Source organism: Pseudonocardia terrae (assembly GCF_021343995.1).
GTDB lineage: Bacteria > Actinomycetota > Actinomycetes > Mycobacteriales > Pseudonocardiaceae > Pseudonocardia > Pseudonocardia terrae.
Map to the genome: position 1 here is coordinate 18,058 of NZ_JAJTTE010000006.1, position 24,758 is coordinate 42,815.

The following is a 24,758-nucleotide window of genomic DNA, read 5'->3' on the forward strand; positions in this document are numbered from 1 at the left end:
GGTGCCGAGTGCAGCAGCCGCGCCGACTCGCACTCCGGGTGCCCGGACCGCCCGGGCGGTTCTCACTCCCCGATCGGCGTCCCGGTCGGACCTCTCCGTCCGAGCTGCGGTGATTCGGCCGTGCACCTCTCGACGGCGCCCGTGAGGATCGCGCAGGCCGTGTCGACGACCTCGGCCGTCACGTTGAGCGGCGGGAGCATGCGCACGACGCAGTCGTCACGCCCGCCGAGCTCGACGATCAGCCCGTTGGCGAGCGCCTCCGACTGCACGCGTGCCGCCAGCTCGCCGGCCGGGCGCCCGCTGAGCGGGTCCGCCAGCTCGACGCCCCACATGAGGCCCATGCCCCGGATGTCCTGCACCCACGGGTCGGCTCGCAACCGGTCGAGACACGCCGCGATCTGCGCAGCGCGGCGCCGGACGTTGCCCAGGACGTCGTCGCGGGCCACGATCCGCGCGTACTCCACCCCGGCGGCGAACGCCAGCTGGTTGCCCCGGAACGTGCCCGTGTGGGCTCCCGGCGCCCAGACATCCAGTCGCTCGTGGTAGATGATGATCGCGATCGGCAGGCCGAGTCCGCTCAGCGCCTTCGAGGCGACGATCACGTCGGGCTCGATGTCGTACTGCTCGAACGCGAACCAGGTGCCGGTCCGCCCGCACCCGGTCTGCACCTCGTCGACGACCAGCGGGACGTCCAGCTCGCGGGTCAGCGCCCGTAGCCGCTGCACGAAGTCCCGATCGGCCGGGACGACCCCGCCTTCGCCCTGCACGAGCTCGACCACCACGGCCGCCGGCAACGGGATCCCGCCGTACGGGTCGCGCAGCGACTGCTCGAGAAAACCGATGCAGTTCGTCGCACAGGTGTCGCGGCTGAGCCCCATCGGGCAATGCGTGCAGTTCGAGTACGGGAAGAAGTGCACCCCGGGCACGCCGTCCGCGATCGGGCGCTTGGTCGCGACCGCCCCGGTCACCGCCATCCCGAGGTGCGTGGTGCCGTGGAACCCTCCCTGGAAGGAGACCAGACCGGAGCGGCCCGTCGCCGTCTTGCAGAGCTTGACGGCCGCATCGACGGCATTGGCCCCGGTCGGTCCGCAGAAGTGCACCCGGGTCCGCTCGCCCATGTCCCAGGGCAGCATCGACAGCTGCGCGTCGGTGAAGGCGTCCTTCGCCGGTGAGGGCAGGTCCAGTCCGTGGGTGAACCGGCCGAGCTGGTCGACGACGGCGCGCACGAGTTCGGGATGGTTGTGCCCGAGGGCGAGCACGCCGGCTCCGGTCAGGAAGTCGATGAAGACATTCCCGTCCAGATCACGGACGAAGCTGGCCCTCGCCTCGTCGACCGCGATCGGGACGTGCCGGGGATAGACGCGGGCGTTGGACTCGTGCCGTTCCTGCTTCCCGAGAAGCTCCGCGGAACGAGGCCCCGGAAGCGGGCCGGTGACTAGCGGGCCGACGACGGCGGCATCGTGAGCCTTGATCAAGGACATCGCTCGATCCCCGAACTACGTGGGCCGCACCCCCGCGACCACCCGGCCAGGTAGCCACGGCACCCCGCCCCGCGTTTCAGACAGGGAGACGGTTCCCCCGTTCTGCGCAGACAAGTAGCCGAATCCACGACCGACGGGCAAGAAGGGTGGCAAAAGCGTCGGAAACACTCGATCAGAGCAATGAACCGCACCCGAATTGTGATGTCCGGGCCTGCCCGTCCGTCCCGACGAAGGTAGTTGCGCGCGCACCGAACTCCGGCGTCTCGACAGCAAGACCGTCAACCGGACCAGGACTTCCGCCGACGATCCCCCGTCTGCGCTGCCGGGCGGGGTGGACGGCGCCGATCGGGCGACCCTTTCCGAGGCTCCTCCTCACCCGTAATCTGGTGCGCATCTACTACGGTATTCGCCGGGGCGGGGGCCGTCAGGCCCCTGAGCGAATTCCTTCTGAAATGTCCGCCAGGGCGCGTTCATGCATTTTTCCGGAAAACGAACCGCCCTTCACGAATGACGTGTTCGAAGCCCGGGAGTAGCGCACGACGACCGGGGCCCGGGCCCAGCTCCTCGGCGGTGACCCTGGCGTCAGGTCGCCGACGGCATCACGGTACGACGGTCACGGGCCAGCGTCCCGACCGCACCACCCGGACCGCCACCGAGCCGAACAGCTTGTGCCCGGCCTGCACGCTCGCCCCGACGACGACAGCGTCGGCGCGCTCGCGCCCGGCGACCCGGGTCAGGGCCAGCACGGGGTCACCGGCGACCACCTCGAAGGCCACCTCGACGCCGTACTGCGGGCCGAGCTCCTCGACCCCGGCCCGCAGCTCCTGCAGGAGCGTGTCCTCCTGCGGGTCGGTGACGGCCGCGGCCGCCAGCGGCACCGCCGTGGCGAAGGCCACGGACGGGAGCCGGTCGGCGTAGACCGCCACGACCCGGCCGCCCTGCCGGCGGGCCTGCCCGACGGCGTAGTGCAGCGCCCGCCAGCCCGTCTCCGACCCGTCGATGCCGACCACGACGGCCCGCGGGCCGTCGCAGCCGTACTCGAAGCTCACCACCGGCCGCTCTCGTGCTGGAGGGCCTGCTCGGCGAGGATGGCCTCCTCCTCGACCGCCGGCACCTCGGTGACGGCCTCCTCGGCGGCCGCGTCCTCGGCCGCGGCGTCCTCGTCGGCCTGCTCCAGGGCGTGGTGCACGGTGCTCAGCAGCGCCGCCCCGCCGAGGACGACGACGGCGGCGATCCAGAACGGGACGTGCACGTTCAGGCCCTCGGCCAGCAGCCCGGCGACGAAGGGGGCGAGCCCGCCGCCGATGAACCGGACGAAGCCGTAGGTGGCGCTGGCGACGTTGCGCGGCACCGGGGAGATGCTCATGACCGCGGTCGTGACCAGGGTGTTGTTCAGGCCGACGAACGCGCCGGAGAGGATCACCGCGACGATCACGGTGGGCACGGAGCCGGAGAAGGTGCCGATCACCGCGAGGATGACGGCGACGCAGATCAGGCTGCCGTAGAGCGTCCGGGCGGTGCCGAACCGGTCCTTGAGCCAGGTGGCGCCGAACACCGCGAAGATCGCGACGAGCACGCCCCAGGCGAAGAACACGGCGCCGAGCCGCAGCGCGGACAGGTTCATGAGGAACGGCGCGTAGCCGAGCAGGGTGAAGAAGCCCCAGTTGTAGAGCAGGCCGACCAGGCTGGTGGTGCGCAGGCTGCGGTGGCGCAGGGCGGTCAGCGGTTCGGAGAGCTTCGACGGCTCCGGGGGCTTCGGGGTCTTGTCGACGAACACGAGGGTCGCGACCAGCGCGATCAGCATCAGCACCGAGACGCCGAAGAACGGGCCGCGCCAGGAGATGTTGCCCAGCAGGCCGCCGAGCAGGGGTCCGGACGCGATGCCGACGCCGAGCGCCGTCTCGTACAGCACGATCGCGCCGCCGAAGCCGCCGCTCGCCGAGCCGACGATCACGGCGAGGCTGGTGGCGATGAACAGGGCGTTGCCGAGGCCCCAGCCGGCCCGGAAGCCGACGATCCCGCCGATGCTGCCGGCCAGTGCGGCGGCCGCGGCGAAGACGACGATCAGCGCCAGCCCGATGACGAGCGTGCGCTTGGCGCCGATCCGGCTGGACACCCAGCCGGTGACGAGCATGGCCACCGCGGTGACCACGAGGTAGCTGGTGAAGAGCAGCTCCACCTGGGTGTGGCTGGCGTTCAGCTGCGTCGCGAGCGCGGGCAGGATCGGGTCGACGAGGCCGATGCCCATGAACGAGATGACGCAGGCGAAGGCCACGGCCCACACGGCTTTGGGCTGCCTGAACGGACTTGCTGACGTGCCGTGAGAACTCACGACGGCTCCCCCTCGGTACGGGTCTCGCGGGTGATCGGGGTGGTGGCGGCCGCGGCGTCGGGCCCGGTGGGGCCGGCGGGGGTCGTCGGGGTCGGGGTTGTCTGTGCTCTCTGTGCTTTCTGTGCGGTCGCTGCTTTCTGTGCGGTCGCTGCTTTCTGTGCGGTCGCTGCCGGCGGGTCCGGGGACGGGGTGTCGATCAGGGTGGCCAGCGCGTGCGTCGCGTCGAGCAGCGCGCGTTGGTCGTGCGCCGACAGCGTGGTGATCCGCTCGGCCAGGAACTCGGTGCGCCGGGCGTGCCGGCCGGCGATGTAGGCGTGGCCCGCGCCGGTCGCGGAGACCAGCGAGGCCCGGCCGTCCGACGGGTCGGGGGCGCGTTCCACGAGCCCCGCGGCCTCGAGCCGGCTGACGATGCCGGTCATCCCGGGCTGCGAGGCCCGCTCCTGCGCCGCCAGCTCGGTGACGCGCCGGGGCCCGTTGCGGTCGAGCTCGTCGAGCACCGCGAGGGCGACGGCGTTCCACTCGTCCGCGCGCAGGGTGCGGCGCAGCCAGCTCGCGGTGCGTTCGAGGACGTGGGCGAGCTCGGCCACCTGCGCGTCGGCCCGCGCCGGGCTCACGGATGCCGTGGGAGTCACGAGGACCATTACATCACACAACTATATAAGTCGTCGATGCACACCGGCTCACATCGCGATCACCCGGGTCCCGCGGCGGTCGAACGCCTGTTCTACGGTCACCCTTGGACGTTCCGCCCAGCAGGAGAGGGAGCCCGTGACCGCCGAGACCGACAGCACCTCGACCGACACCGCCCCGACCGGGGGGTCCGCGCCCGCGCCCGAGGCCGGCGCAGTGTCCGAGGCCGGCGCAGTGCCCGAGGGCGGCGCGGCCCCTGCGCCCGCCGCGGCCGAGCCGGAGAAGCGCAAGCGGGGCCGGCCGAAGGGCTCGACGGCCCGCACCACCCGGGTGGTCGAGCTGACCCTCACCGTGAGCGGGACGGCCGACGGCGAGTGGCAGGCCGAGCTCAAGCGCGGCACCACCTGGCTGGCCCGGGCCCTGCCGGTCTCCGCCGGTGCGGTGCAGAAGGCGGCGGCCGAGCTGCACGCGGAGATCGCCGGGCCGATCGAGGAGATCATCGGCGAGGCACGGGCGGCCCGTGAGGCCAAGGTCGCCGAGCTCGAGGCCCAGCTGGAGCAGGCGAAGAAGGCGCTCGCCGAGCTGGACTGACCCCCTCGGCCGACGGGTTCCGGCCGGTCGGCGGGCGGCCTGCGGACACGCCGCCGGGGCCTCGCCGGAACCGTCGGTGGGCGTCGTTAACGTGGCTCACGTGTGGGTGGTGCACCGGGCCGAGCGGGCCGATCGGCTGGCCGACGCGCTCGCCGAGGTGATCGGCGCGCCGGCGGCCGATCCGTTCGTGCCCGAGATCGTCGCGGTGCCCGAGCGGGGCGTCGAGCGGTGGCTCGGGCAGCGGCTCGCCCACCGCCTGGGCACCGCCGGTGGGGTGCGCGGGGCGGCGGACGGCGTGTGCGCCAACGTCCTCTTCCCTCCCCCCGGTCAGGTCCTCGCCGAGGCGGTCGACGCGGCGACCGGGACCGACCCGGAGACCGACCCGTGGCACCCGGCCCGCGCGGTGTGGCCGCTGCTGGAGGAGGTCGTCGCGGCCGTCGAGGCGCCCGGCGGGACCTTCGCCGCGCTGGCCGCGCACCTCTCGCAGAGCGGCGGCAGCCGGACCTACGCCGTCGCCCGCCGCCTGGCGGATCTCTTCGCCGGCTACGCCGTCCACCGGCCGGACATGCTCCGCGCCTGGTGGGCCGGGTCGCCCGAGGGTGTGCCGGAGGATCTGCGCTGGCAGGTGGAGCTGTGGCGGCGGCTGCGCGCGCGGATCGGCGTCCCGGGCCCGGCCGAGCGGTTGGAGCAGGCCGAGCGGGCGCTGCGCGCCGACCCGGGCCTGGTCGAGCTGCCGGACCGGCTGTCCGTCTTCGGCCCCACCCGCCTCGCTGCCGAGCACCTGGCCGTGCTGTCCGCCCTCGCCGAGCACCGCGAGGTCCACCTCTGGCTGCCGCACCCCTCCCCCGCGCTGTGGGAGAAGCTGTCGCCGGCGCAGGGCGCCGCCGTCCCGCGGCGGGCGGACCGGTCGGCCGACGCGGTGGTCAACCCGTTGCTGCGGTCCCTCGGGCGGGACGTCCGGGAGCTGCAGCTCCGGCTGCCCGCCGGCATCACGGACGTGCACCACCCGGCGGACCCGGCGTCCGCCACGCTGCTCGGCCGGCTGCAGGAGGGCCTGCGCGGGGACCTGCTGCCCGCGGGCGAGCTGCCGCTGCTCGACCCGCGGGACCGCAGCGTCCAGGTGCACGCCTGCCACGGCCCGGACCGGCAGGTGGAGGTGCTGCGCGAGATCGTCCTCGGCCTGCTCGCGGCCGACCCGACCCTCGAACCGCGCGACGTCATCGTGATGTGCCCGGACATCGAGGCGTTCGCGCCGCTGATCTCCGCCTCGTTCGGGCTCGCGGCCGCCGCCCCGGGCGCGACGGCGGCAGGCCCCGACCCCGAGGACACCCACCCCGGGCACCGGCTGCGCGTCCGGCTCGCCGACCGGGCGCTGCGGCAGGCCAACCCGTTGCTCGGCACCGTCTCGGCGCTGCTCGAGCTGGCCGACTCCCGCGTCGCCGCCTCGCAGGTGCTCGACCTGGTCGGCTCCGCGCCGGTGCGCCGCCGCTTCCGCCTCGACGACGACGCGCTGGACCGCATCGGCGAGCTCGTCGTCCGGGCCGGGGTGCGCTGGGGGCTCGACGGCGAGCACCGCCGCCCGTTCAAGCTCGACGGGTTCCCGCAGAACACCTGGTCGGCCGGGCTGGACCGGATGCTGCTCGGGGTCGCCATGGCCGAGCGGCCCGGCGAGCAGGGCTGGCTGGGCACCGCCCTTCCGCTCGACGACGTCGACTCCTCGGACGTCGACCTCGTCGGCTCCCTCGCCGAGATCCTCGACCGGTTGCAGACCACGCTGGCGGCGCTCGCGGGCCCGCAGCCGCTCACCGCCTGGGTCGCGGCGCTGCTCGACGGGCTGTCCGCCCTCACCGCGACCACGGCGTCGGAGGCCTGGCAGGACGCGCAGGCCCGGGCCGAGCTCGCCGAGGTCGTGCGCTCGGCGGGCCCGCAGGGCGGCACGGTCCCGCTCACGCTCCCGGACGTCCGGGGCCTGCTGGCCGACCGGCTGCGCGGCCGCCCGAGCCGGGCCAACTTCCGCACCGGGACCCTGACCGTCGCCACCCTGGTGCCGATGCGGTCGGTGCCGCACCGGGTCGTCTGCCTGCTCGGGGTGGACGACGGCGTGTTCCCCCGCACCGGCGCCCCGGACGGGGACGACGTCCTGGCCCGGGACCCGCGCGTCGGCGAGCGGGACCCGCGCAGCGAGGACCGCCAGCTCCTGCTCGACGCGCTCACCGCCGCCACCGAGCACCTGGTCGTGGTGCATTCCGGCATGAACGAGCGGACCGGGGCGGACCGGCCCCCCGCCGTGCCGATCGGCGAGCTGCTCGACGCGGTCGACGCGACCGTGCGGGTACCGGACGGCTCCCGGTTCGCCACCGCGAGCGAGGCGATCACGGTCCGGCACCCGCTGCAGCCGTTCGACCCGCGGAACTTCACCCCGGAGCTCACGGCCGGGCCCGGCCCCTTCAGCTTCGACCGCAACGCGCTGGCCGGCGCGCGGGCGCTGCAGGGCGAGCGCCGCCCCGCGCCCCCGTTCCTCGCCGCGCCGCTGACGCCGCCGGAGTCCGGCGACACCGTGGAGCTCGACGACCTGGTGCGCTTCCTCGAGCACCCGATGAAGGCCTTCCTGCGGCAGCGGGTCGGCATGGTGCCGCGCTCCGAGGACGAGGAGCCGGCCGACGCGCTGCCGGTGAGCCTGACCGGGCTCGACGAGTGGGCGGTCGGGAACCGGATGCTGCGCGACCGGCTCGCCGGCGCCCCGGCCGAGCAGTGCGTGCAGGCCGAATGGCGGCGCGGCGAGCTCCCGCCCGGCACGCTCGGCGGGGCGGTGCTGGAGAAGGTGGGCAGTGCGGTCGAGCCGCTGGTCGAGGCGAGCAGGGAGCTGCGCACCGGAGAACCGGTGTCGCGGGACGTCGCCGCGGACCTGGGCGGGCTGCGGGTCGTCGGCACCGTCGCGGGCCTGTACGGGTCCACCCTGGTCACGGTCGAGTACTCGCGGCTCGGGCCGAAGCACCGGCTGCGGGCCTGGGCCCGGCTGCTCGCGCTCACCGTGACCCGTCCGGACACGCCATGGCGGGCGGTCACACTCGGCCGCGGGCGCGGCGGCGGGGCCATGCGGGCCACGATCCGCCCGCTCGGCGCCGAGGAGGCCAGGGCCGCCCTGGCGGACCTGGTGGCGCTGCACCGGGAGGGGCTGCGCGAGCCCCTGCCCGTGTCCACCCCGTGCACCGCGGCCTACGCGAAGGCCCGGCGGGCCGGTGCGGCCGCGCGGGACGCGGAGCTGGCCGCGGCCAAGGAGTGGACCTTCGAGAAGGAGGACGAGGCGATCGTCGCGGTGCTGGGCGCGGACCCGGAGTTCGAGCGGCTGCTGGAGCAGAAGGGGGCGGTGGAGACCCGGTTCGGCGAGCTGGCCGAGCGGATCTGGCGGCCCCTGCTCGACGCGGAACACGTGGAGTTGTTGTGACACAGGTGCTCCCCACCCACCCGCAGTTCGAGGTCGTCGGTCCGCTACCCACCGGCACCACCGTGCTGGAGGCCAGCGCCGGCACGGGCAAGACCTTCACGATCGCCGCGCTCGCCACCCGGTACGTCGCCGAAGGAATCGCCGCGCTGCCCCGGCTGATGCTCGTGACCTTCGGTCGCGAGGCCACCCAGGAGCTGCGCGAACGCGTCCGGGAGCGGCTCGGTGCGACCGAGCGCGGGCTCGCCGCCGGGGTGCCGTCGGCGGACCCGGTGACGCGGCTGCTGCAGCAGGGCAGCCCGGAGGAGGTCGCACAGCGGCGCGCGCGGCTGCGGGCGGCGCTCGCCGAGTTCGACGCGGCCACCATCGCCACCACCCACCAGTTCTGCCAGCAGATGCTGGCCGGGCTCGGGGTGGCCGGGGACAGCGACCCCGACGCCGAGTTCGTCGAGCACGTCGACGACCTGGTCACCGAGGTGGTCGACGACTTCTACGTCCGCAAGTACGCCGCCGCCGGCGCCGGCCGGCCGGACTTCTCCCGGGACGAGGCGCTCACGCTCGCCCGCCAGGCCGTCGGCGACCCGCAGGCCCGCCTGGAACCCGCGGACGCCTCGCCCGCCTCCGGCGCGGGAGTGCGGTACAGCTTCGCCAAGGCCGTCCGCGGCGAGGTGGACCGGCGCAAGCGGGCCCGCCGGCTGTTCTCCTACGACGACATGCTCACCCGCCTCGCCGGCGCCCTGCGGGACCCGGTGCGTGGCGCCGCGGCCCGTGAGCGGCTGCAGGCCCGCTACGACGTCGTGCTGGTCGACGAGTTCCAGGACACCGACCCGGTGCAGTGGGAGATCCTGCGGCGGGCCTTCCACGGGCACGTCACGCTCGTCCTGATCGGCGATCCCAAGCAGGCCATCTACGCCTTCCGCGGGGCCGACGTCGTCTCCTACCTGGAGGCGGCGAAGGAAGCGGGCGAGCTGCGGACCCTCGGCACGAACTACCGCACGGACGAGGCGCTGCTCGAGGCGCTCGACGGGGTGTTCGGGTCGGCGTCGGGCGAGGGCGTCGCGCTGGGGTCGGACCAGATCGTGGTCCGGCGCGTGGAGGCGCACCACACGGCGCGGCGGCTGGCCGGAGCACCGTCGGACGAGCCGTTCCGGCTGCGCGTGGTCGACCGGGACCGGCTCGAGCCGCTCACCGGGCGCCGGCTGGGCCGGGCGCAGAAGGCGCGGGAGGTGGTGGCGGAGGACGTCGCCGCCGACATCGCCGCGCTGCTCTCCTCCCCCGCGACCGTCGAGGGCCGGGACCTGCGGGCCGGCGACGTCGCGGTGCTGGTCCGCACCAACGCCCAGGGCGTCCAGGTGCGCGACGCGTGCACCGCGGCCGGCGTCCCGGCGGTGCTCACCGGCACCACCAGCGTGTTCACCACCGAGGCCGCGGCGGAGTGGCTGACCCTGCTCGAGGCCGTCGAGCAGCCGCAACGCGCCACCCGGCTGCGGGCGGCCGCGCTGACCTGCTTCGTCGGGCACACCGTCGAGGAGCTGTGTGGCGAGCGCGCCGAGGAGCTGATCGACGAGCTGGGCACCGACCTGCGTGCCTGGCACGCGGTACTGGCCGAGCGGGGCGTCGCGGCCCTGCTGGAGGCGGTCACCAGCCGCACCCGGCTGCCGTCGCGGCTGCTCGGGCTGCGCGAGGGGGACCGGCGGCTCACCGACGTGCGGCACATCGGGCAGGTGCTGCACGGGGCGTCGCTGGAGCGGCGCCTCGGCCCATCGGCGCTGGTCGAGTGGCTGCGCCACCGCATGGCCGACGCCGCGCGGGACACCACCACCGAGCGGAGCCGGCGGCTGGAGTCCGACGCCGACGCCGTCCAGATCGTCACGGTCCACCGCAGCAAGGGACTGGAGTTCCCGGTCGTCTACGTGCCGTTCGGCTGGGACCGCTGGGTCAACGACAAGGCCGACGTCCTCCTCGTGCACGACGACGAGGGGGCTCGCGTCCTCGACGTCGGCGGGCCGGTCGGGCCGCACCGCGGCGAGCGCCTGCAGCGGCACCTCGAGGAGGAGGCCGGCGAGGACCTGCGGCTGATGTACGTCGCCCTCACCCGGGCCCGGTGCCAGGTGGTGGCCTGGTGGGCGCCGACCACCACCACCGAGTGCTCCGCCCTGCACCGGCTGCTCGTCGGCCGGCCCGCGGCCGGGACCGTGCCCGAGGCCGGGTACCGGGTGCCGTCCGAGGCGTCGGCGCTGGAGCTGCTGCGGTCGGTGCCGGGCGTGGCCGTCGAGACGCTCGCCGACCGCACCCCCGCACCCGCCCCGGACCGCGAGGGCGACCCGCCGGAGCTGGGGGTGGCCCGCTTCGCCCGCCGGCTCGACGCGGCGTGGCGGCGCACCTCGTACAGCGCCCTGACTGCGGACGCCCACGGCCACCACGCGGCCGTCGAGACACCGGAGCCGCCGACCCCGGGCGTCGGCTCGGAGCCGGAGGCGCCGGGCAAGGACGACGAGGCCGAGCTCGACCTGCTCGAGGTCTCGTCCGAGATCGGGGCGGATCTGCCCTCGCCGATGGCCGACCTGCCGCTGGGCACCGGCTTCGGCACGCTGGTGCACGCCGTCTTCGAGCACCTGGACACCACCGCCGCCGACCTGTCCGCCGAGCTGCGCGTCCGGGTCGACGACGAGCTGGCCCGCCAGCCCGCCGACGTCGATCCGGAGGCGCTCGCGGCGGCGCTGCGGCCCGTCGTCGAGACGCCCCTGGGGCCGCTCGCGGGCGGGCGGGCGCTGCGGGCGGTCCGATCGGCGGACCGGCTGGCGGAGCTGGACTTCGAGATGCCGCTCGCCGGCGGCGACACGCCGTCCGGACAGGTCACGCTGGGCGACCTGGCCCCGGTGCTGCGCCGGCACCTGCCCGCGGGCGACCCGCTCGCCGGCTACCCCGACCTGATCGCCGCGCCGGGGCTGGCCGGGCAGCCGCTGCGCGGGTACCTGACCGGGTCGATCGACGCCGTCCTGCGGGTCGACGGCCGCTTCCTCGTCGTCGACTACAAGACCAACTGGCTCGGTCCCTCCGGGCCGGGTGGCCGCGAGCCGCTGACCGCCGCGCACTACGCCCCGCCGGTGCTCGCCGCGGCGATGCAGGCCGCGCACTATCCGCTGCAGGCGCTGCTGTACTCGGTCGCGCTGCACCGCTTCCTGCGCTGGCGGCTGGCGGGCTACTCCCCCGAGCGGCACCTGGGCGGGGTGCTCTACCTCTTCCTGCGCGGGATGTGCGGCGCCGACACCCCCCAGGTGGACGGCACGCCCTGCGGTGTCTTCGGCTGGCAGCCGCCCCCCGCCCTGATCGCCGAGCTCTCGGACGTCCTCGACGCCCGCACCGGCGCTCACGGTGATCACCAGCCGGGACCGCTCCCGGCCGAGGACGGCGCCGAAGTGTCCGAAACGGCGATCACCCCGGACACCGCCCCCGACGCCGCGACGACTCCCACCCGTGATCACCAGCCGGGACCGACGACGGCCATGAGCGGCGTTCAACGGTCCGAAACCGCGATCACCCCCGACGCCGCCCCCGGCTCCGCCACGCCATGCGTCAGTGATCACCAGCCGGGACCGACGACGGCCGACGACGGCGCCGAGGTGTCCAATATGGCGATCACGCCCGACCACGGCTCCAACGCCGCCCCTGACTCCGGCTCCGGCACGCCGTCCGTCGATGATCACCAGCCGGGACCGGTGACGGCCGAGAGCGGCGCAGAACGGTCCGAAACGGCGATCAGCCCCGACGCCGCCCCCGGCTCCGACGCCGCCCCCCGCTCCGACGCCGTCCCCGACCCCGCCACGGCCTCCGCCCATGATCACCAGTCGGGACCGCTCCCGGCCGCGAGTGGCTCTGAACAGGCCCACACGGTGATCACGGGAGGCGAGGAGCTGCCGCTCGACCTGCCCGAGCCCACGGAGGCGCCGCATCCGCGCGAGCGGCACGGCGCGAGGCCGCGGAAGGCGGCGCATCCCGAGCCAGACGAACCCGGGCTGTTCGACCTCGGCGACCTCGGAGGCGGCCGATGAGCGTCACCTCCGGTGTCACGGCCGGCATCCCTGCCGGTGTCACGGCCGGCGTCGCCTCCGGTGCCACAGCCGGCATCACCCCCGCCACCGGCTCGATCGTCAGCCCCGACCTCGGCTCCGGCCGCACCCCTCCCGCCACCGTCCCGGAGCGCGACCCGTACGACCTCCGCACCGCCCGCACCGCGTCGGGCCTGCTCGGGATGTTCAACGTCGCCGGGGTGCTGTCGGCGGCGGACGTGCACGTCGCGACCCGGCTCGGACGCCTCGGCGGCGATCCGGGCGGCGAGCCGGAGGAGGTGCTGCTCGCCGTCGCGCTGACCGTCCGTGCGATCCGCAACGGTTCGGTCTGCGTCGACCTCGCCGAGGTCGCGCACACCGTGCTGGGCGAGGGCGAGGAGTCCGTCGACGTCTCCGCCCTGCCGTGGCCCGAGCCGGAGGGGTGGCGGGCGGCCGTCGAGCAGAGCCCGCTGGTCGCCGGCGGGGCCGACGCCGCCTCCGGGCGCCCGCTCCGGATGATCCCCGTCGCCGGCGGGCGGGGCCTGCTCTACCTCGACCGCTACTGGGCCGAGGAAGAGCTCGTCCGCCGCGAGCTGCGGGACCGCGCCGCCGCCGAGCAGCCCGAGGTCGACCCCGACCGGCTCCGGACCGCGCTCGCCCGCTTGTTCGACCGCGCGTCCGACGCGGCCGGCGAACAAGCGCCGCAGGGCACGGACCTGCAGCGCCTCGCCGCAGCCGTCGCGGCCCTGCGCCGGGTCACCGTGCTCGCGGGCGGTCCCGGCACCGGCAAGACCACCACGGTCGCCCGCCTGATCGCGCTGCTCCACGACCTGCACGAGGCCACGGACCCGCCGTCGCCGCTGCGGGTCGCCCTGGTCGCACCCACCGGCAAGGCGGCCGCGCGGCTGGGCGAGGCGGTCGCCCAGCACACCGCCGAGCTGCCGGAGGAGGACCGGGCGCGCGTCGGGTCACCCTCGGCGTCGACGATCCACCGGCTGCTCGGGCGGCGGCCCGGCTCGTCGAGCCGCTTCCGGCACGACCGGGCCAACCGCCTCCCGCACGACGTCGTGGTCGTCGACGAGACCTCGATGGTCTCCCTCACGCTGATGGCCCGGCTGCTCGAGGCGGTCCGGCCCGACGCCCGGCTCGTGCTGGTCGGCGACCCCGACCAACTCGCGTCCGTCGAGGCGGGCGCGGTGCTCGGCGACCTCGCCCGCGCGGTCGGCCGGCCCGAACCCGCCCTCGAGGACCGGCTGCGGCAGGTCGGCGCGCTCGCCGCCGAGGATCCGCCGGTGGTCCACGGCGTCGTCACGTTGCGGCACACCTGGCGCTTCGACGGCGGCATCGCCGAGTTCGCGGGCGCCGTCCAGGCCGGCGAGGCCGACGCGGCGGTCGCGCTGCTCCGCGAGGGCCGGCCCGACCTGCGGTTCGTCGAGAGCGACCTGGAGGTGCGGGAGCCGGCCGGCCTGGAGGAGCTGCGGGCGGACGTGGTCGACGCCTCCGGCGCGCTGATCACCGCGGCGGTCGCCGGCCGTACCGGCGAGGCACTCGACGCCCTCGAACGCCACCGCCTGCTCTGCGCCCACCGCCGCGGCCCGTACGGCGTCACGCGGTGGGGGCTGGAGGTCGAGCGCTGGCTCGCGCACGCGCTGCCCGGGTTCGACGAGGTGGCGCCCGGTCAGCCGGGGCCGTGGTACCCCGGCCGGCCGCTGCTCGTCACGGCCAACGACTACGACCTCGGGCTGTACAACGGTGACACCGGCGTCGTCGTGCGGCAGGGCGGCGCGCTGCGGGCGGTGTTCGGCCGGCCCACCGCGCCCCAGTCCTTCGCCCCCGCCCGGCTCGGCGGCGTGCAGACCGTGCACGCGATGACGGTCCACCGCAGCCAGGGCAGCCAGTTCGCACAGGTCACCGTGGTGTTGCCGCCCCCGGACTCGCCGCTGCTCACCCGCGAGCTGCTCTACACGGCGGTGACCCGCGCCCGCACCGCCGTCCGGATCGTGGGCAGCGAGGAGGCCGTCCGCGCCGCCATCGCCCGCCCGGTGAGCCGCGCCAGCGGCCTGCGGGAACGCATGGGCTGAGCACCCTCCGTACAGCCGAGGGCGAACACGGGGGCACTACTGGCGAATGGCCGTGCCCCTCCGGAGGCGGGCAGTGCAGGATGGGGCCCATGCCGGAGGCTGCCTCCTCGCTCGTCCCTGCCAAGCCCGCCCTCGTCACCGTCGACGACGATCCCAGCGTCTCCCGCGCCGTGGCCCGCGACCTGCGGCGCCGGTACGGCGAGACGTTCCGCGTCGTGCGCGCCGAGTCCGGTCAGCAGGCCCTCGACGCGCTCAAGGAGATGGCGCTGCGCGGCAACGACGTCGCGGTCCTGCTCGCGGACTTCCGCATGCCCGGGATGAACGGGCTGGAGTTCCTCGAGCAGGCCATGGACCTGTACCCCGCGGCCCGGCGGGTCCTGCTGACCGCCTACGCCGACACCGACGCCGCCATCACCGCGATCAACGTCGTCGACCTCGACCACTACCTGCTCAAGCCCTGGGACCCCCCGGAGGAGAAGCTCTACCCCGTCGTCGACGCGATGATCGACGCCTGGCGGGCCACCCCGCACAAGGAGGTCTGCGAGACCCGGGTGATCGGCCACCGCTGGTCGGCCCGCTCGCACCAGGTCCGGGACTTCCTGGCCCGCAACCAGGTCCCCTACCGCTGGTACCCCGTCGACCAGCCGGAGGCCGCGCGGCTGCTGCAGGCGGCCGGCGTCGACGACTCGCATCTCCCCGTGGTGATCTCGCCCGCCGGGGAGTGCCTGGTCGCGCCGGACGAGATGCAGCTCGCCGAGCGCGTCGGGCTGGCGACGGTCCCGGTCACGGACTTCTACGACCTCATCGTGATCGGCGGCGGCCCGGCCGGCCTCGGCGCGAGCGTGTACGGCGCCTCGGAGGGCCTGCGCACGGTCCTGGTCGAGCGCACCGCGACCGGTGGCCAGGCCGGGCAGAGCTCCCGGATCGAGAACTACCTGGGCTTCCCCGACGGCGTGTCGGGCGCCCAGCTCACCGACCGCGCCCGACGCCAGGCCGTCCGGCTCGGCGCGGAGGTGCTGACCGCGCGGGAGGTCGTGGCGCTGGAGGCCAACGGCCCCGCCCGCACCGTGCGGTTCGCCGACGGCAGCGCCATCCACGCGCACGCCGTCGTGCTCGCCACCGGGGTGAGCTACCGCGAGCTCGACGCCCCGGGCCTGGCCGACCTGGCCGGCCGCGGCGTGTTCTACGGCTCCGCGCTGACGGAGGCGGCGGGTTGCGCCGGCGCCGACGTCTACATCGTCGGCGGCGCCAACTCCGCAGGTCAGGCCGCGGTCTACTTCTCCCGGCACGCCCGCGGCGTCACGATGCTGGTGCGCGGGCCGAGCCTGCAGGCGTCGATGTCCCAGTACCTCATCGAGCAGATCGACGGCATCCCGGAGATCACCGTCCGGGCCTGCACCGAGGTCGTCGAGGCCACCGGCGGCGAGCACCTGGAGAAACTCACCCTGCGGGACCGCACCACGGGCGAGACCGAGACGGTCGACGCCGGCTACCTCTTCGTGTTCATCGGCGCGACCCCGCGCACGGACTGGCTCGGCGAGCTCGTGGAGCGCGACGCCGGCGGGTTCGTCCTGGCGGGCCCGGACCTCGTGGTCGACGGGAAGCGGCCGGTGGGATGGACCGAGGAGCGGGATCCGTTGCACCTGGAGACGAGCCTGCCGGGAGTCTTCGTCGCCGGCGACGCGCGCGCCGAGTCCGTGAAACGGGTCGCGTCGGCGGTCGGCGACGGGGCGATGGCCGTGTCGCTCGTCCACCGCTACCTGGAGAGGCCGTGATGAGCGCACCGACCGCCTGCGACCCGGACGAACTGCGCCGGCTCTTCCTGTTCGAGAAGCTGCAGCCCGACCAGCTCGACTCGCTGTGCCGGCAGGGCCGGATCGAGACGTTCGAGCCCGGGCAGGTGTACCGCGAGGGCGATCCCGCGACCTGCTTCTACGTGCTGGTCGAGGGCACGGTGGTGCTGAGCAGGCGGTCCGGCGAGGAGGACGTGGAGGTCGAGCGCACCTCCCAGTCCGGGGTATATGCCGGGGCCTGGCACGCCTACCTCGGCGACCGGGTGCCGCAGGTCTACAACAACTCGCTCCGGGTGACCGTGCCCTCGCGCTTCTACGTGCTCGACGCCGAGAAGCTCTCGACGTTGATGCGCGAGTGGTTCCCGATGGCGCTGCACCTGCTCGAGGGCCTGTTCTTCGGCATCCAGAACACCCAGCAGGCGGTCAGCCAGCGGGAACGGCTGCTCGCGCTCGGTTCGCTGTCCGCCGGCCTGACCCACGAGCTGAACAACCCGGCCGCCGCGGCCGTGCGCGCCACCTCGACGCTGCGCGAGCGCGTCGCCGGGATGCGGCACAAGCTCGGGCTGATCGCCGCGGGCCCCTACGAGCGGGCCGACCTCGAGACCCTCATGCGCCTGCAGGAGGACGCCGCCGACCGCGTCGGCAAGGCCCCCGAGCTCGGCCCCCTCGAGACCGGCGACGCCGAGGACGAGGTCGGCGAGTGGATCGCCGACCAGGGCATCGACGGCGGCTGGGACATCGCGCCGAACTTCGTGGCCGCCGGGATCGACGTCGACTGGCTCCAGCAGGTCAAGGCGAGCGTGCCGGCGCCGATACTGGAGAGCGCGGTCCGCTGGCTGAACTACACGGTCGAGACCGAGCTGCTCATGAACGAGATCGCGGACTCGACCACCCGGGTGTCGACGCTGGTCGGGGCGGCGAAGCAGTACTCGCAGATGGACCGCGCGCCGTACCAGACCGTCGACGTGCACGAGCTGCTCAAGTCCACGATCGTCATGCTGCACGGCAAGTTCGGCGACGGCGTGCAGCTGGTCAAGGACTTCGACCGCAGCCTGCCGAAGATCTCCGTCTACGCCGCGGAGCTCAACCAGGTCTGGACGAACCTGATCGACAACGCGGTCCAGGCCATGAACGGCTCGGGCACCCTGACCGTCCGCACCGCGCGGGAGGGCGACCGGCTGCTCGTCGAGATCGGCGACACCGGCCCCGGCATCCCGGCGGAGATCCGGTCGCGGATCTTCGAGCCGTTCTTCACCACCAAGACCGTCGGCGAGGGCACCGGGCTCGGCCTGGACATCTCCTGGCGGATCGTGGTGAACCGGCACCACGGCGACCTGCGCGTCCTCTCCGAGCCGGGGAACACCCGATTCCAGGTCCTGCTGCCCTTCGACGCCCTCGTGGAGGAATCGTGACGACCATCGACCCGTCCGTGCCGCCCTCGGGCACCGGGTGCGTCGAGTGCGAAGCCGCCGGCGGCTGGTGGCTGCACCTGCGCCGGTGCGCGACCTGCGGGCACGTCGGCTGCTGCGACAGCTCCCCCGAGCAGCACGCGACCGCACACTTCCACTCCACCGGGCACGGGGTCGTGCAGAGCTTCGAGCCGGGCGAGGACTGGTTCTGGGACTACGAGCGCGAGGTCGCCCTGTCCGGTCCGCCGCTGGCGCCGCCGTCGCAGCGGCCCGCGGACCAGCCCGTGCCCGGGCCCGCCGGCCGGGTGCCGGCGGACTGGCGCTCCAAGATCCACTGATCCCGACGCCCGGCGGCGCCCGGGCGGGGCGGAGAATCGAGCCGTGCTGACGAGTGCCGGGATCCTGCTCCACCGCGACCGCGACGGGATCGTCGAGGTGCTCCTCGGCCACATGGGCGGGCCCTTCTGGTCCCGCAAGGACGCCGCGGCCTGGTCGATCCCGAAGGGCGAGCTCGACGAGGGCGAGGAGCCCGTCGCCGCCGCGCGCCGGGAGTTCGCCGAGGAGCTGGGCTTCCCGCCGCCCGACGGGGAGCTGCACACGCTGGGCTCGGTCGTCCAGTCCGGGCGGCGCAAGACCGTCCTCGGGTTCGCGCTGGCCGGCGACGTGCCCGCCGCCGAGGTCGCGGCCGTGGCCGAGCGGCCCGACGACGGCTCGTGGGTCGAGATCGAATGGCCGCGCAACTCCGGCCGGCGGATGCGTTTCCCGGAGATCGACCGCGCCGCCTGGTTCGACCTGGCGACGGCGCGGGTGAAGGTCGTGAAGGGCCAGCTGCCCTTCCTCGACCGGCTCGAGGCGCTCCTGACCGCGGCCTGACCCGGCCGGGGCGCTTCCGAACCCGCACCGGCGGGCGCGGTTGGCGCGCCTTCACCGGCCGGGCGGTGCGGAAGGCTCACCGGTCGGAGCGGTTCTGAACCCTCATCTGAATCGATCGTGAAGCATCTCACCTGCGACGGGTTGGCGATCTCGGGCCGAGTTCTGCCACCGTGGAACGTCGACGCACGCGGTCGTGCGTCTCGTACTCCGACCGCCCGTCGCGCGCCCTCCCCGAGCGTCGCGACCGTCACGGTGGGCCCCTCCGAGCCGGCAACCCGAGCGCCGCCGGAGTGTGCGGCCCGCCCGAGGACCACGTTCATGCCCGTCTCCCCCGCCGGGTCGCGCCGGCGTGCCCCGGTGCGCCTCCGTGATCTCCGTCCGTTCCCCCGCACGGCGGCCCCGGCCCCTCCGGACCGCGCCGAGCCGGCACCGGCCTCCTTCGGCCGCCTGCGCGCCGCCGTGACCGCGCTCTTCGCGTTCGACGGCGCGGTGTTCGGCAGCTGGGCCGCCCGCATCCCCGACGTCACCGCCCAGGTCGGCGCCACCCACGCCACGCTGGGCGTCGCGCTGCTCTGCGTCTCGCTCGGCGCCCTGGCCAGCATGCAGCTCACCGGCCTGCTCGCCACGCGTTTCGGCGCCGGCCGGGTCGCGCTGGCGGGCACGGCCGGCGCCGCACTCGTGCTCCCGCTGCCCGGACTGGCGACGTCGATCCCCCAGCTCTCCGCCGTCCTGCTGCTGTTCGGCGCGCTGACCGGCATGGTCAACGTCGCCATCAACAGCGCGGGCGTGGCCGTCGAGGCCCGACGGCCCGGCCGGCCCCTGCTGCCCGCGCTGCACGCCGCGTTCAGCATCGGCGGGCTCGCCGGCGCCGCCGCCGGCGGGGTCGCCTCGACGCTCGGCCCGGTGCTCCTGCACCTCGCGGCCGTCGGGGTGGTCGGCCTGATGATCGTGGCCGCGACCCGCTCGACGCTCGCCCGGCTCCGGGACGGCACGGCCCGCGGATCCTCGGACGACAGCCCGGACGAGCCGGCGGCCCCCCGCCGCGGGCGGGGCCTGGTCGTCCTGCTCGGCCTGATCGCCGGCTGCACCGCCTTCGGCGAGGGCGCGATCACCGACTGGGGCGCCCTGCACCTGCGCGAGACCCTCGGCGCCACGCCCGCCCTGGCCGCGGCCGGCTACTCCTGCTTCTCGCTGGCGATGGCCTGCGGGCGGCTCACCGGCGGCGTGCTGCTCCGCCGGCTCGGCGAGACCCGGCTGCTCGGCGGCGGAGCACTGCTCGCGGCCGCCGGGATGGCCGTCGCGCTGCTCACCTCGTCGCCCGAGCCGGCGCTGGCCGGGTTCGTGCTGGTCGGACTGGGACTGGCGAACCTCTTCCCGGTCACGATCGCCCGCGCCGGGGCGCACTCGGGCTCGCGCGGCGTGGCCCTCGCCTCGACCGTCGGCTACAGCGGGCTGCTCGGCGGGCCGCCCGCCATCGGCTTCCTCGCCGAGCACGCCGGCCTCCCGGCCGCGCTGGCGTCGGTGCCGCTCCTGGCCGTCGTCGCGGCCGGGCTGGCCCTGGTCGTCGGGGCCGAGAAGCCGCGGCTCCGGCTCCCCGCCCGGCTGCCCCTGCCGCCGCTGCGGCCCCTGCCCACCTTCGCGCCCCTGTCCCCCCGGCCGGCGGGTGCCAGGGCAGCCCGCGCGACCCGGGCAGCCCTCGGCCGCGTCGCGCAGGCCACGGCCCGGCCGGTCGATCCCGCCGGTCTCGGACTCCTCGCCGCCCGCACGGCGACGGCGGTCGCCCGCACCCAGCCGTTGCGCATCGTCCACAGCGCCGGGTCCCGGGTCGCGGTGACGGTCCGCCCGGCGATGCTGCGCGGCGGGGCGATCGTCCACCGGGCCGCGGCGGACCTGCCCGCCCTCACCCCGGCGACGACGACCCTGCCGACCACGACGACCCTACCGACGACGACGACCATGCCGGCCACCCGCGCCCCCGGGGCCCGGATCCGGCCCTACCCCGGCCTGGAGCAGCTCGCCTCCTGATCCCCGGTGCGGAGGGCCGCCCCGGTGGCCTCCGCACTCAGGAGGAGAGGCGCTTCCCGAGTCGCCGCCGCGCCCTGCGCACCCGCTTCCGCAGTCGCCGGCGGGGGCGGCGCGTGGACCGGGCGAACCGGTCGGCGGCCGCGCGGATCTCGGGGACACGCAGGCTCCCCTGCAGCCCCCGCTGCACATCCACCTTCCGCGGCAGCAGGAGCCGGACGCCGGCCTTCCCCAGCTTCACGGCCAGGAACCCGACGCCGAGGCCGACCGGCAGCAGGACCACGGTCAGGCACAGCACCAGCCCGACCACCATCAGCAGCGTGGCCAGCACCAGCACCAGTACGCCGGCCACCGCACGCAGCGCGCGGATCACCGTCGCTCACCCCGGATGCAGGCGGCGCCGCAGCCGCGAACCGCCGCCGCGCACCGAGTCCTCGGCCCGGCGCACCAGCCCCTCGACACGAGTACTGCCGGGCACCAGGAGCTTCGCCGCCCGGCTGTAGAACGACAACGCGATGACGACGACCGGGATCCCCAGGGGGAGCAGGAGGACGGTCAGGCACAGCACGATGCCGACCAGCAGCAGCACCGTCCCGAGCAGCGCCAGGACGAGCGCGAGCACCCCGCGCACCACCGCGGACAGCAGACCCGTGACGGTACCGAGCACACCGGACACCAGGCCGGTGACCCCACGAAGCAGGCCCATCGGCGCACCTCCTCCGAATTGTCCCGGATACCCCGGTCACACCTGCTCAAACGGTGTTTCGGCAAACCGACCGCGCACCGCTGCCCGACGACCGCCGGGCTTCTTCTCCGACTTCTTCTCCGACGGCCGCGCTTAGCACGGAGCGAGCCGGGGTACCACCGCCGGCATGCCGAACTCGAGCATCAAGAACGAGAAGATGTACGAGGACCTGCGCGACCGCGGTGAGAGCAAGGAGAAGGCCGCCCGGATCGCGAACGCCTCCGCGGCCGAGGGGAAGAAGAAGGTCTCCTCCCGCGGCGGGAAGTCCGGCTCCTACGACGACATGACCAAGGACGAGCTCTACGAGCGGGCCAAGAAGGTCGGCATCGAGGGCCGGTCGAACATGTCGAAGGACGAGCTGGTGAAGGCCCTGCGCGACCACTGACAGCCCCGGGTGCCGCTCGGGTGGCACCCTCCGGAGGAACGCTCCATCCTTCTCGTGAACAAGGTTCGGCGCGTTTCGTCCGGGACCGCGGACGGGATCGTCCCACCGCGAGGAGGAACACCGTGAGCAGCACCGACGACGGCCACCGGACACGCACCGCGGAGGACCGGGCCGCCCTCCGCCCTGGACGGGAGCGCCGCCGAGATCGCAGCGGCCCTGGAGCTGGCCGAGGCGGAGCGCGCGGTCGCCGAGCACCGCGCCCGGTCCGAGATCGTGGCCGCCGTGCACGCGCTCGACGGGGTGCGCCGCCCCGAGGACCGCATCCACGCGTGGCAGCGGCACGCTCCCTCCTGAGAACTCCCGGCGCCGTCGTGGCCGCGGTACCCCGCCGACGCCGGACGCCCGCCCGCCGCCGGACGAGAGCCCTCCGGCGGCGGGCGGGGAAGAAGAACTCCTAGGCCGTGTTCAAGAAGTCACGATCGATGGGCTTCGTGATCCAGATCGCGGCTGGCAAGGCGCCGCCCCGGCCTCGTACCGGGCGTACTCGGCCGCGGGCGGCAACGCCGCCAGGCGTGATCTGGGCGCGAAGACCGCGATCAGGGACCTCTTGAACACGGCCTAGCCGCGCGGAACGATCGGCGGTCGGCGGTGGGCCCGCACCTCCTGCGGCTTCCCCGCGTACCGCTCCACTTGCACCGTCGTGAGCTGCCCGGTGCAGGCCTGCGCCAGCCGCGAGGTCCCGACGTCGCGGGTCAGCACGTTCGGGTTGCCGTGCACGCAGGTCGGGTCGTCCGCCGACGCCGGTGTGTACCAGGCACCGGTGGGCAGCTGGACCACCCCGGCCCGCACCTCGTCGGTCACCCGGGCGGCCGCCAGGCAGGCGCCGCGGGCGTTGACCAGCCGGACGACGTCACCGTCGCCGATCCCGCGCGGCGCGGCGTCGACGGGGTGGATCCGCACGACCTCGCGCCCGCCGACCTTGCCCGCCACGCTGGTGGCGCCGAAGTCCAGCTGGCTGTGCAGCCGCGTGGACGGCTGGTTCGACACCAGCCAGAGCGGCTGTTCCGGGGTGGGCGGCTCGGTCGGCGGGAGCCACGCCGGGTGGCCGGGGCAGTCGTCGTAGCCGAACGACGCGATCCGCTCCGACGCGAGCTGGATCCGCCCGGACTCGGTGGGCAGCCGGCCGGTGCCGGCCCGGAAGGCCGCGAGCAGGCCGCCGTCGTCGGCGCCCGGAGGCAGCTCGTGCTCCCCCGCCGCCCACAGGTCCTCGAACGTCGGCGCGGGGAACCCCTTGTCCGCCAACGCCTTCTCGGTCCGCTCCCAGAGGTGTGCGAGCCACTCGCGGGTGGTCCGGCCCTCGGTGAACCGTTCCCCGAACCCGAGCCGGCCGGCCAGTGCGGCGAGGATCGCGTGGTCGTCGCGGGCCTCGCCGTAGGGCTCGGCGATCTGCTTCATGGCCACGACCAGCGGATCCGTCCCGTGCGCCCCGACGTCCTCGCGCTCGAGCGTGGTCGTGGCCGGCAGGACGACGTCGGCGTGCCGGGCCGTGGCCGTCCACACGGACTCGTGGACCACGAACGTGTCCACCCCGCCCAGCGCCCGGCGCAGCCGCGTCAGGTCCTGGTGGTGGTGGAACGGGTTGCCGCCGCACCAGTACATCAGCCGGATGTCGGGGTAGGTCCGGTCCTCGCCGTTGTACGAGTAACGCTCGCCGGGGTGCAGCAGCATGTCCGCCACCCGCGCGACGGGAATGTAGCTGCGCACCGGGTTCGGCCGCCGCGACAGCGTGGGGACCGGGACGGCGTTGCGCGGCCGGCCGTAGTGCCCCAGCGAGCCGAGGCCGTACACGAACCCGCCGCCGGGCAGGCCGATCTGGCCGAGCATCGCGGCCAGTGCGAGGCCCGCCCACACCGGCTGCTCGCCGTGCTCGGCGCGCTGCAGGGACTGCGAGACGGTGATGAGCGTGCGTCCGGCGGCGAGCCGGCGGGCCAGCGCCCGGATCTCCTCCGCGTCGATCCCGCAGATCCGCGCGGCCCACTCGGCGTCGCGGCCCTCCAGGGAGCGGTCGAACTCCGGCCAGCCCGCGCAGTGCGTGGTGAGGAACTCGCGATCGTGCAGGTCCTCGGCGCGCAGCGTGTGCGCCAGGCCGAGCATCAGCGCGGCGTCGGTCCCGGGCTCCGGGGCGAGCCACCGGGCGTCGACCTCGTCCGGCAGGTCCTGGCGCAGCGGGCTGACCAGCACGAACCGGGTACCCCGACGGTGCGCGGCCCGCATGGCGTCGCGCTCGACGTGCCGGCTCACCCCGCCCGCGGCGACCGTCGAGTTCTTCAGCGCCATCCCGCCGAACGCCAGCACGGTGTCGGTGTGCGTCGCGATCTGGTCCCACGTCACCACCGACCGTGTCACCGCGTCGAAGGGCCCGAGGACGTGCGGGAGCAGCACCTCCGCCGCCCCGCCGGAGTACGTGTTGACCGACTGGGTGTAGCCGCCCGCCATCGCGAGGAAGCGGTGGATCTGGCCCTGGGCGTGATGGAAGCGGCCGGCGCTGGCCCAGCCGTAGGAGCCGCCGTAGATCGCGGTCGGCCCGTGCCCGGCGTAGACGCGGCGGAACTCGTCGGCGAGCCGGTCGAGCACGTCGTCCCAGCCGACCTCGAGGAACTCCTCCCGCCCGCGCCGGTCGGTCGGCCCGGGTCCGTCCTCCCACCAGCCGCGCCGGACGGACGGGCGGGCCACACGGACCGGGTTGCGGACGGCGGCCGGGATGTTCTGCAGGACCGGCGACGGGTTCGGGTCGGCCTCGTGGGGGCGGACCTGCAGCTCGCCCTCCCGCCACTCGGCCCGGAAGACTCCCCAGTGCGCGCTGTGCGGGACCGCCGTCATGCCTCCCATCATGCGACACGCGCCGGAGTCGGCCGCCGCCGATAA

At 74.9% G+C, this 24,758-nt stretch carries 17 protein-coding genes; 10 read left to right on the forward strand and 7 right to left on the reverse strand.

Features of this window, described 5'->3' with window-relative positions:
- Window positions 1–62: 62 nt before the first annotated feature.
- The 4 genes from LWC33_RS05535 to LWC33_RS05550 all read right to left on the reverse strand — a co-directional run bounded on the left by LWC33_RS05535 (window position 63) and on the right by LWC33_RS05550 (window position 4,445).
- Window positions 63–1,481, reverse strand: a complete 1,419-nt coding sequence (locus LWC33_RS05535) for an aspartate aminotransferase family protein (protein WP_233303131.1) — start codon at window positions 1,479–1,481, stop codon at window positions 63–65.
- 599 nt (window positions 1,482–2,080) lie between these two features.
- A complete protein-coding gene (locus tag LWC33_RS05540; RefSeq protein ID WP_233303132.1) occupies window positions 2,081–2,533 on the reverse strand; it encodes a universal stress protein in 453 nt (150 codons plus the stop codon).
- The gene (locus LWC33_RS05545; protein ID WP_233303133.1) at window positions 2,527–3,765 is read right to left on the reverse strand and encodes an MFS transporter; all 1,239 of its coding nucleotides are present in this window, start codon (window positions 3,763–3,765) and stop codon (window positions 2,527–2,529) included. Before LWC33_RS05545 ends, LWC33_RS05540 begins: the two co-directional genes overlap by 7 nt.
- A gap of 44 nt (window positions 3,766–3,809) precedes the next feature.
- The gene (locus LWC33_RS05550) at window positions 3,810–4,445 is read right to left on the reverse strand and encodes a MarR family winged helix-turn-helix transcriptional regulator (protein WP_233303134.1); all 636 of its coding nucleotides are present in this window, start codon (window positions 4,443–4,445) and stop codon (window positions 3,810–3,812) included.
- A gap of 136 nt (window positions 4,446–4,581) precedes the next feature.
- Here LWC33_RS05550 and LWC33_RS05555 point away from each other — a divergent pair, with 136 nt between their 5' ends.
- The 9 genes from LWC33_RS05555 to LWC33_RS05595 all read left to right on the forward strand — a co-directional run bounded on the left by LWC33_RS05555 (window position 4,582) and on the right by LWC33_RS05595 (window position 20,706).
- The gene (locus LWC33_RS05555) at window positions 4,582–5,034 is read left to right on the forward strand and encodes a DUF6319 family protein (protein WP_372476551.1); all 453 of its coding nucleotides are present in this window, start codon (window positions 4,582–4,584) and stop codon (window positions 5,032–5,034) included.
- Between the two features lie 100 nt (window positions 5,035–5,134).
- The gene (gene recC / locus LWC33_RS05560; protein ID WP_233303135.1) at window positions 5,135–8,479 is read left to right on the forward strand and encodes an exodeoxyribonuclease V subunit gamma; all 3,345 of its coding nucleotides are present in this window, start codon (window positions 5,135–5,137) and stop codon (window positions 8,477–8,479) included.
- A complete protein-coding gene (locus LWC33_RS05565; protein WP_233303136.1) occupies window positions 8,476–12,528 on the forward strand; it encodes a UvrD-helicase domain-containing protein in 4,053 nt (1,350 codons plus the stop codon). Before recC ends, LWC33_RS05565 begins: the two co-directional genes overlap by 4 nt.
- Window positions 12,525–14,606 (forward strand): exodeoxyribonuclease V subunit alpha, encoded by a 2,082-nt coding sequence (gene recD, locus LWC33_RS05570; RefSeq protein ID WP_233303137.1) that lies wholly within the window; start codon window positions 12,525–12,527, stop codon window positions 14,604–14,606. The genes LWC33_RS05565 and recD overlap by 4 nt, the downstream gene beginning before the upstream one ends.
- An 89-nt stretch (window positions 14,607–14,695) precedes the next feature.
- Entirely contained in the window at window positions 14,696–16,381 is a 1,686-nt protein-coding gene (locus tag LWC33_RS05575) for an NAD(P)/FAD-dependent oxidoreductase (RefSeq protein ID WP_233303138.1), read from the forward strand.
- On the forward strand, window positions 16,381–17,811 hold the full coding sequence (locus LWC33_RS05580; protein WP_233303139.1) for an ATP-binding protein: 1,431 nt from the start codon (window positions 16,381–16,383) through the stop codon (window positions 17,809–17,811). Before LWC33_RS05575 ends, LWC33_RS05580 begins: the two co-directional genes overlap by 1 nt.
- Window positions 17,808–18,146 (forward strand): UBP-type zinc finger domain-containing protein, encoded by a 339-nt coding sequence (locus tag LWC33_RS05585; RefSeq protein ID WP_233303140.1) that lies wholly within the window; start codon window positions 17,808–17,810, stop codon window positions 18,144–18,146. The genes LWC33_RS05580 and LWC33_RS05585 overlap by 4 nt, the downstream gene beginning before the upstream one ends.
- A 46-nt stretch (window positions 18,147–18,192) precedes the next feature.
- A complete protein-coding gene (locus LWC33_RS05590; protein ID WP_233303279.1) occupies window positions 18,193–18,681 on the forward strand; it encodes an NUDIX hydrolase in 489 nt (162 codons plus the stop codon).
- A gap of 318 nt (window positions 18,682–18,999) precedes the next feature.
- Window positions 19,000–20,706, forward strand: coding sequence for an MFS transporter (locus LWC33_RS05595; protein WP_233303141.1), 1,707 nt, complete (start codon window positions 19,000–19,002; stop codon window positions 20,704–20,706).
- A gap of 37 nt (window positions 20,707–20,743) precedes the next feature.
- Here LWC33_RS05595 and LWC33_RS05600 read toward each other — a convergent pair whose 3' ends face one another.
- Window positions 20,744–21,076 (reverse strand): hypothetical protein, encoded by a 333-nt coding sequence (locus tag LWC33_RS05600; RefSeq protein ID WP_233303142.1) that lies wholly within the window; start codon window positions 21,074–21,076, stop codon window positions 20,744–20,746.
- 6 nt (window positions 21,077–21,082) lie between these two features.
- Entirely contained in the window at window positions 21,083–21,409 is a 327-nt protein-coding gene (locus LWC33_RS05605) for a hypothetical protein (RefSeq protein ID WP_233303143.1), read from the reverse strand.
- A gap of 166 nt (window positions 21,410–21,575) precedes the next feature.
- Here LWC33_RS05605 and LWC33_RS05610 point away from each other — a divergent pair, with 166 nt between their 5' ends.
- Window positions 21,576–21,833 (forward strand): DUF7218 family protein, encoded by a 258-nt coding sequence (locus tag LWC33_RS05610; RefSeq protein WP_233303144.1) that lies wholly within the window; start codon window positions 21,576–21,578, stop codon window positions 21,831–21,833.
- A gap of 618 nt (window positions 21,834–22,451) precedes the next feature.
- Here the strand turns inward: LWC33_RS05610 and LWC33_RS05615 are convergent.
- Window positions 22,452–24,713, reverse strand: a complete 2,262-nt coding sequence (locus LWC33_RS05615; RefSeq protein WP_233303145.1) for a molybdopterin-dependent oxidoreductase — start codon at window positions 24,711–24,713, stop codon at window positions 22,452–22,454.
- Between the last annotated feature and the right edge of the window lie 45 nt (window positions 24,714–24,758).

Excerpts from the sequence above, each read along its gene's own strand:
- recD (WP_233303137.1), top strand. The coding sequence starts at position 12,525 with ATGAGCGTCACCTCCGGTGTCACGGCCGGCATCCCTGCCGGTGTCACG.
- LWC33_RS05605 (WP_233303143.1), bottom strand. The coding sequence starts at position 21,409 with ATGGGCCTGCTTCGTGGGGTCACCGGCCTGGTGTCCGGTGTGCTCGGT.
- LWC33_RS05575 (WP_233303138.1), top strand. The coding sequence starts at position 14,696 with ATGCCGGAGGCTGCCTCCTCGCTCGTCCCTGCCAAGCCCGCCCTCGTC.
- LWC33_RS05615 (WP_233303145.1), bottom strand. The coding sequence starts at position 24,713 with ATGACGGCGGTCCCGCACAGCGCGCACTGGGGAGTCTTCCGGGCCGAG.
- LWC33_RS05580 (WP_233303139.1), top strand. The coding sequence starts at position 16,381 with ATGAGCGCACCGACCGCCTGCGACCCGGACGAACTGCGCCGGCTCTTC.
- LWC33_RS05610 (WP_233303144.1), top strand. The coding sequence starts at position 21,576 with ATGCCGAACTCGAGCATCAAGAACGAGAAGATGTACGAGGACCTGCGC.
- LWC33_RS05595 (WP_233303141.1), top strand. The coding sequence starts at position 19,000 with ATGCCCGTCTCCCCCGCCGGGTCGCGCCGGCGTGCCCCGGTGCGCCTC.
- LWC33_RS05535 (WP_233303131.1), bottom strand. The coding sequence starts at position 1,481 with ATGTCCTTGATCAAGGCTCACGATGCCGCCGTCGTCGGCCCGCTAGTC.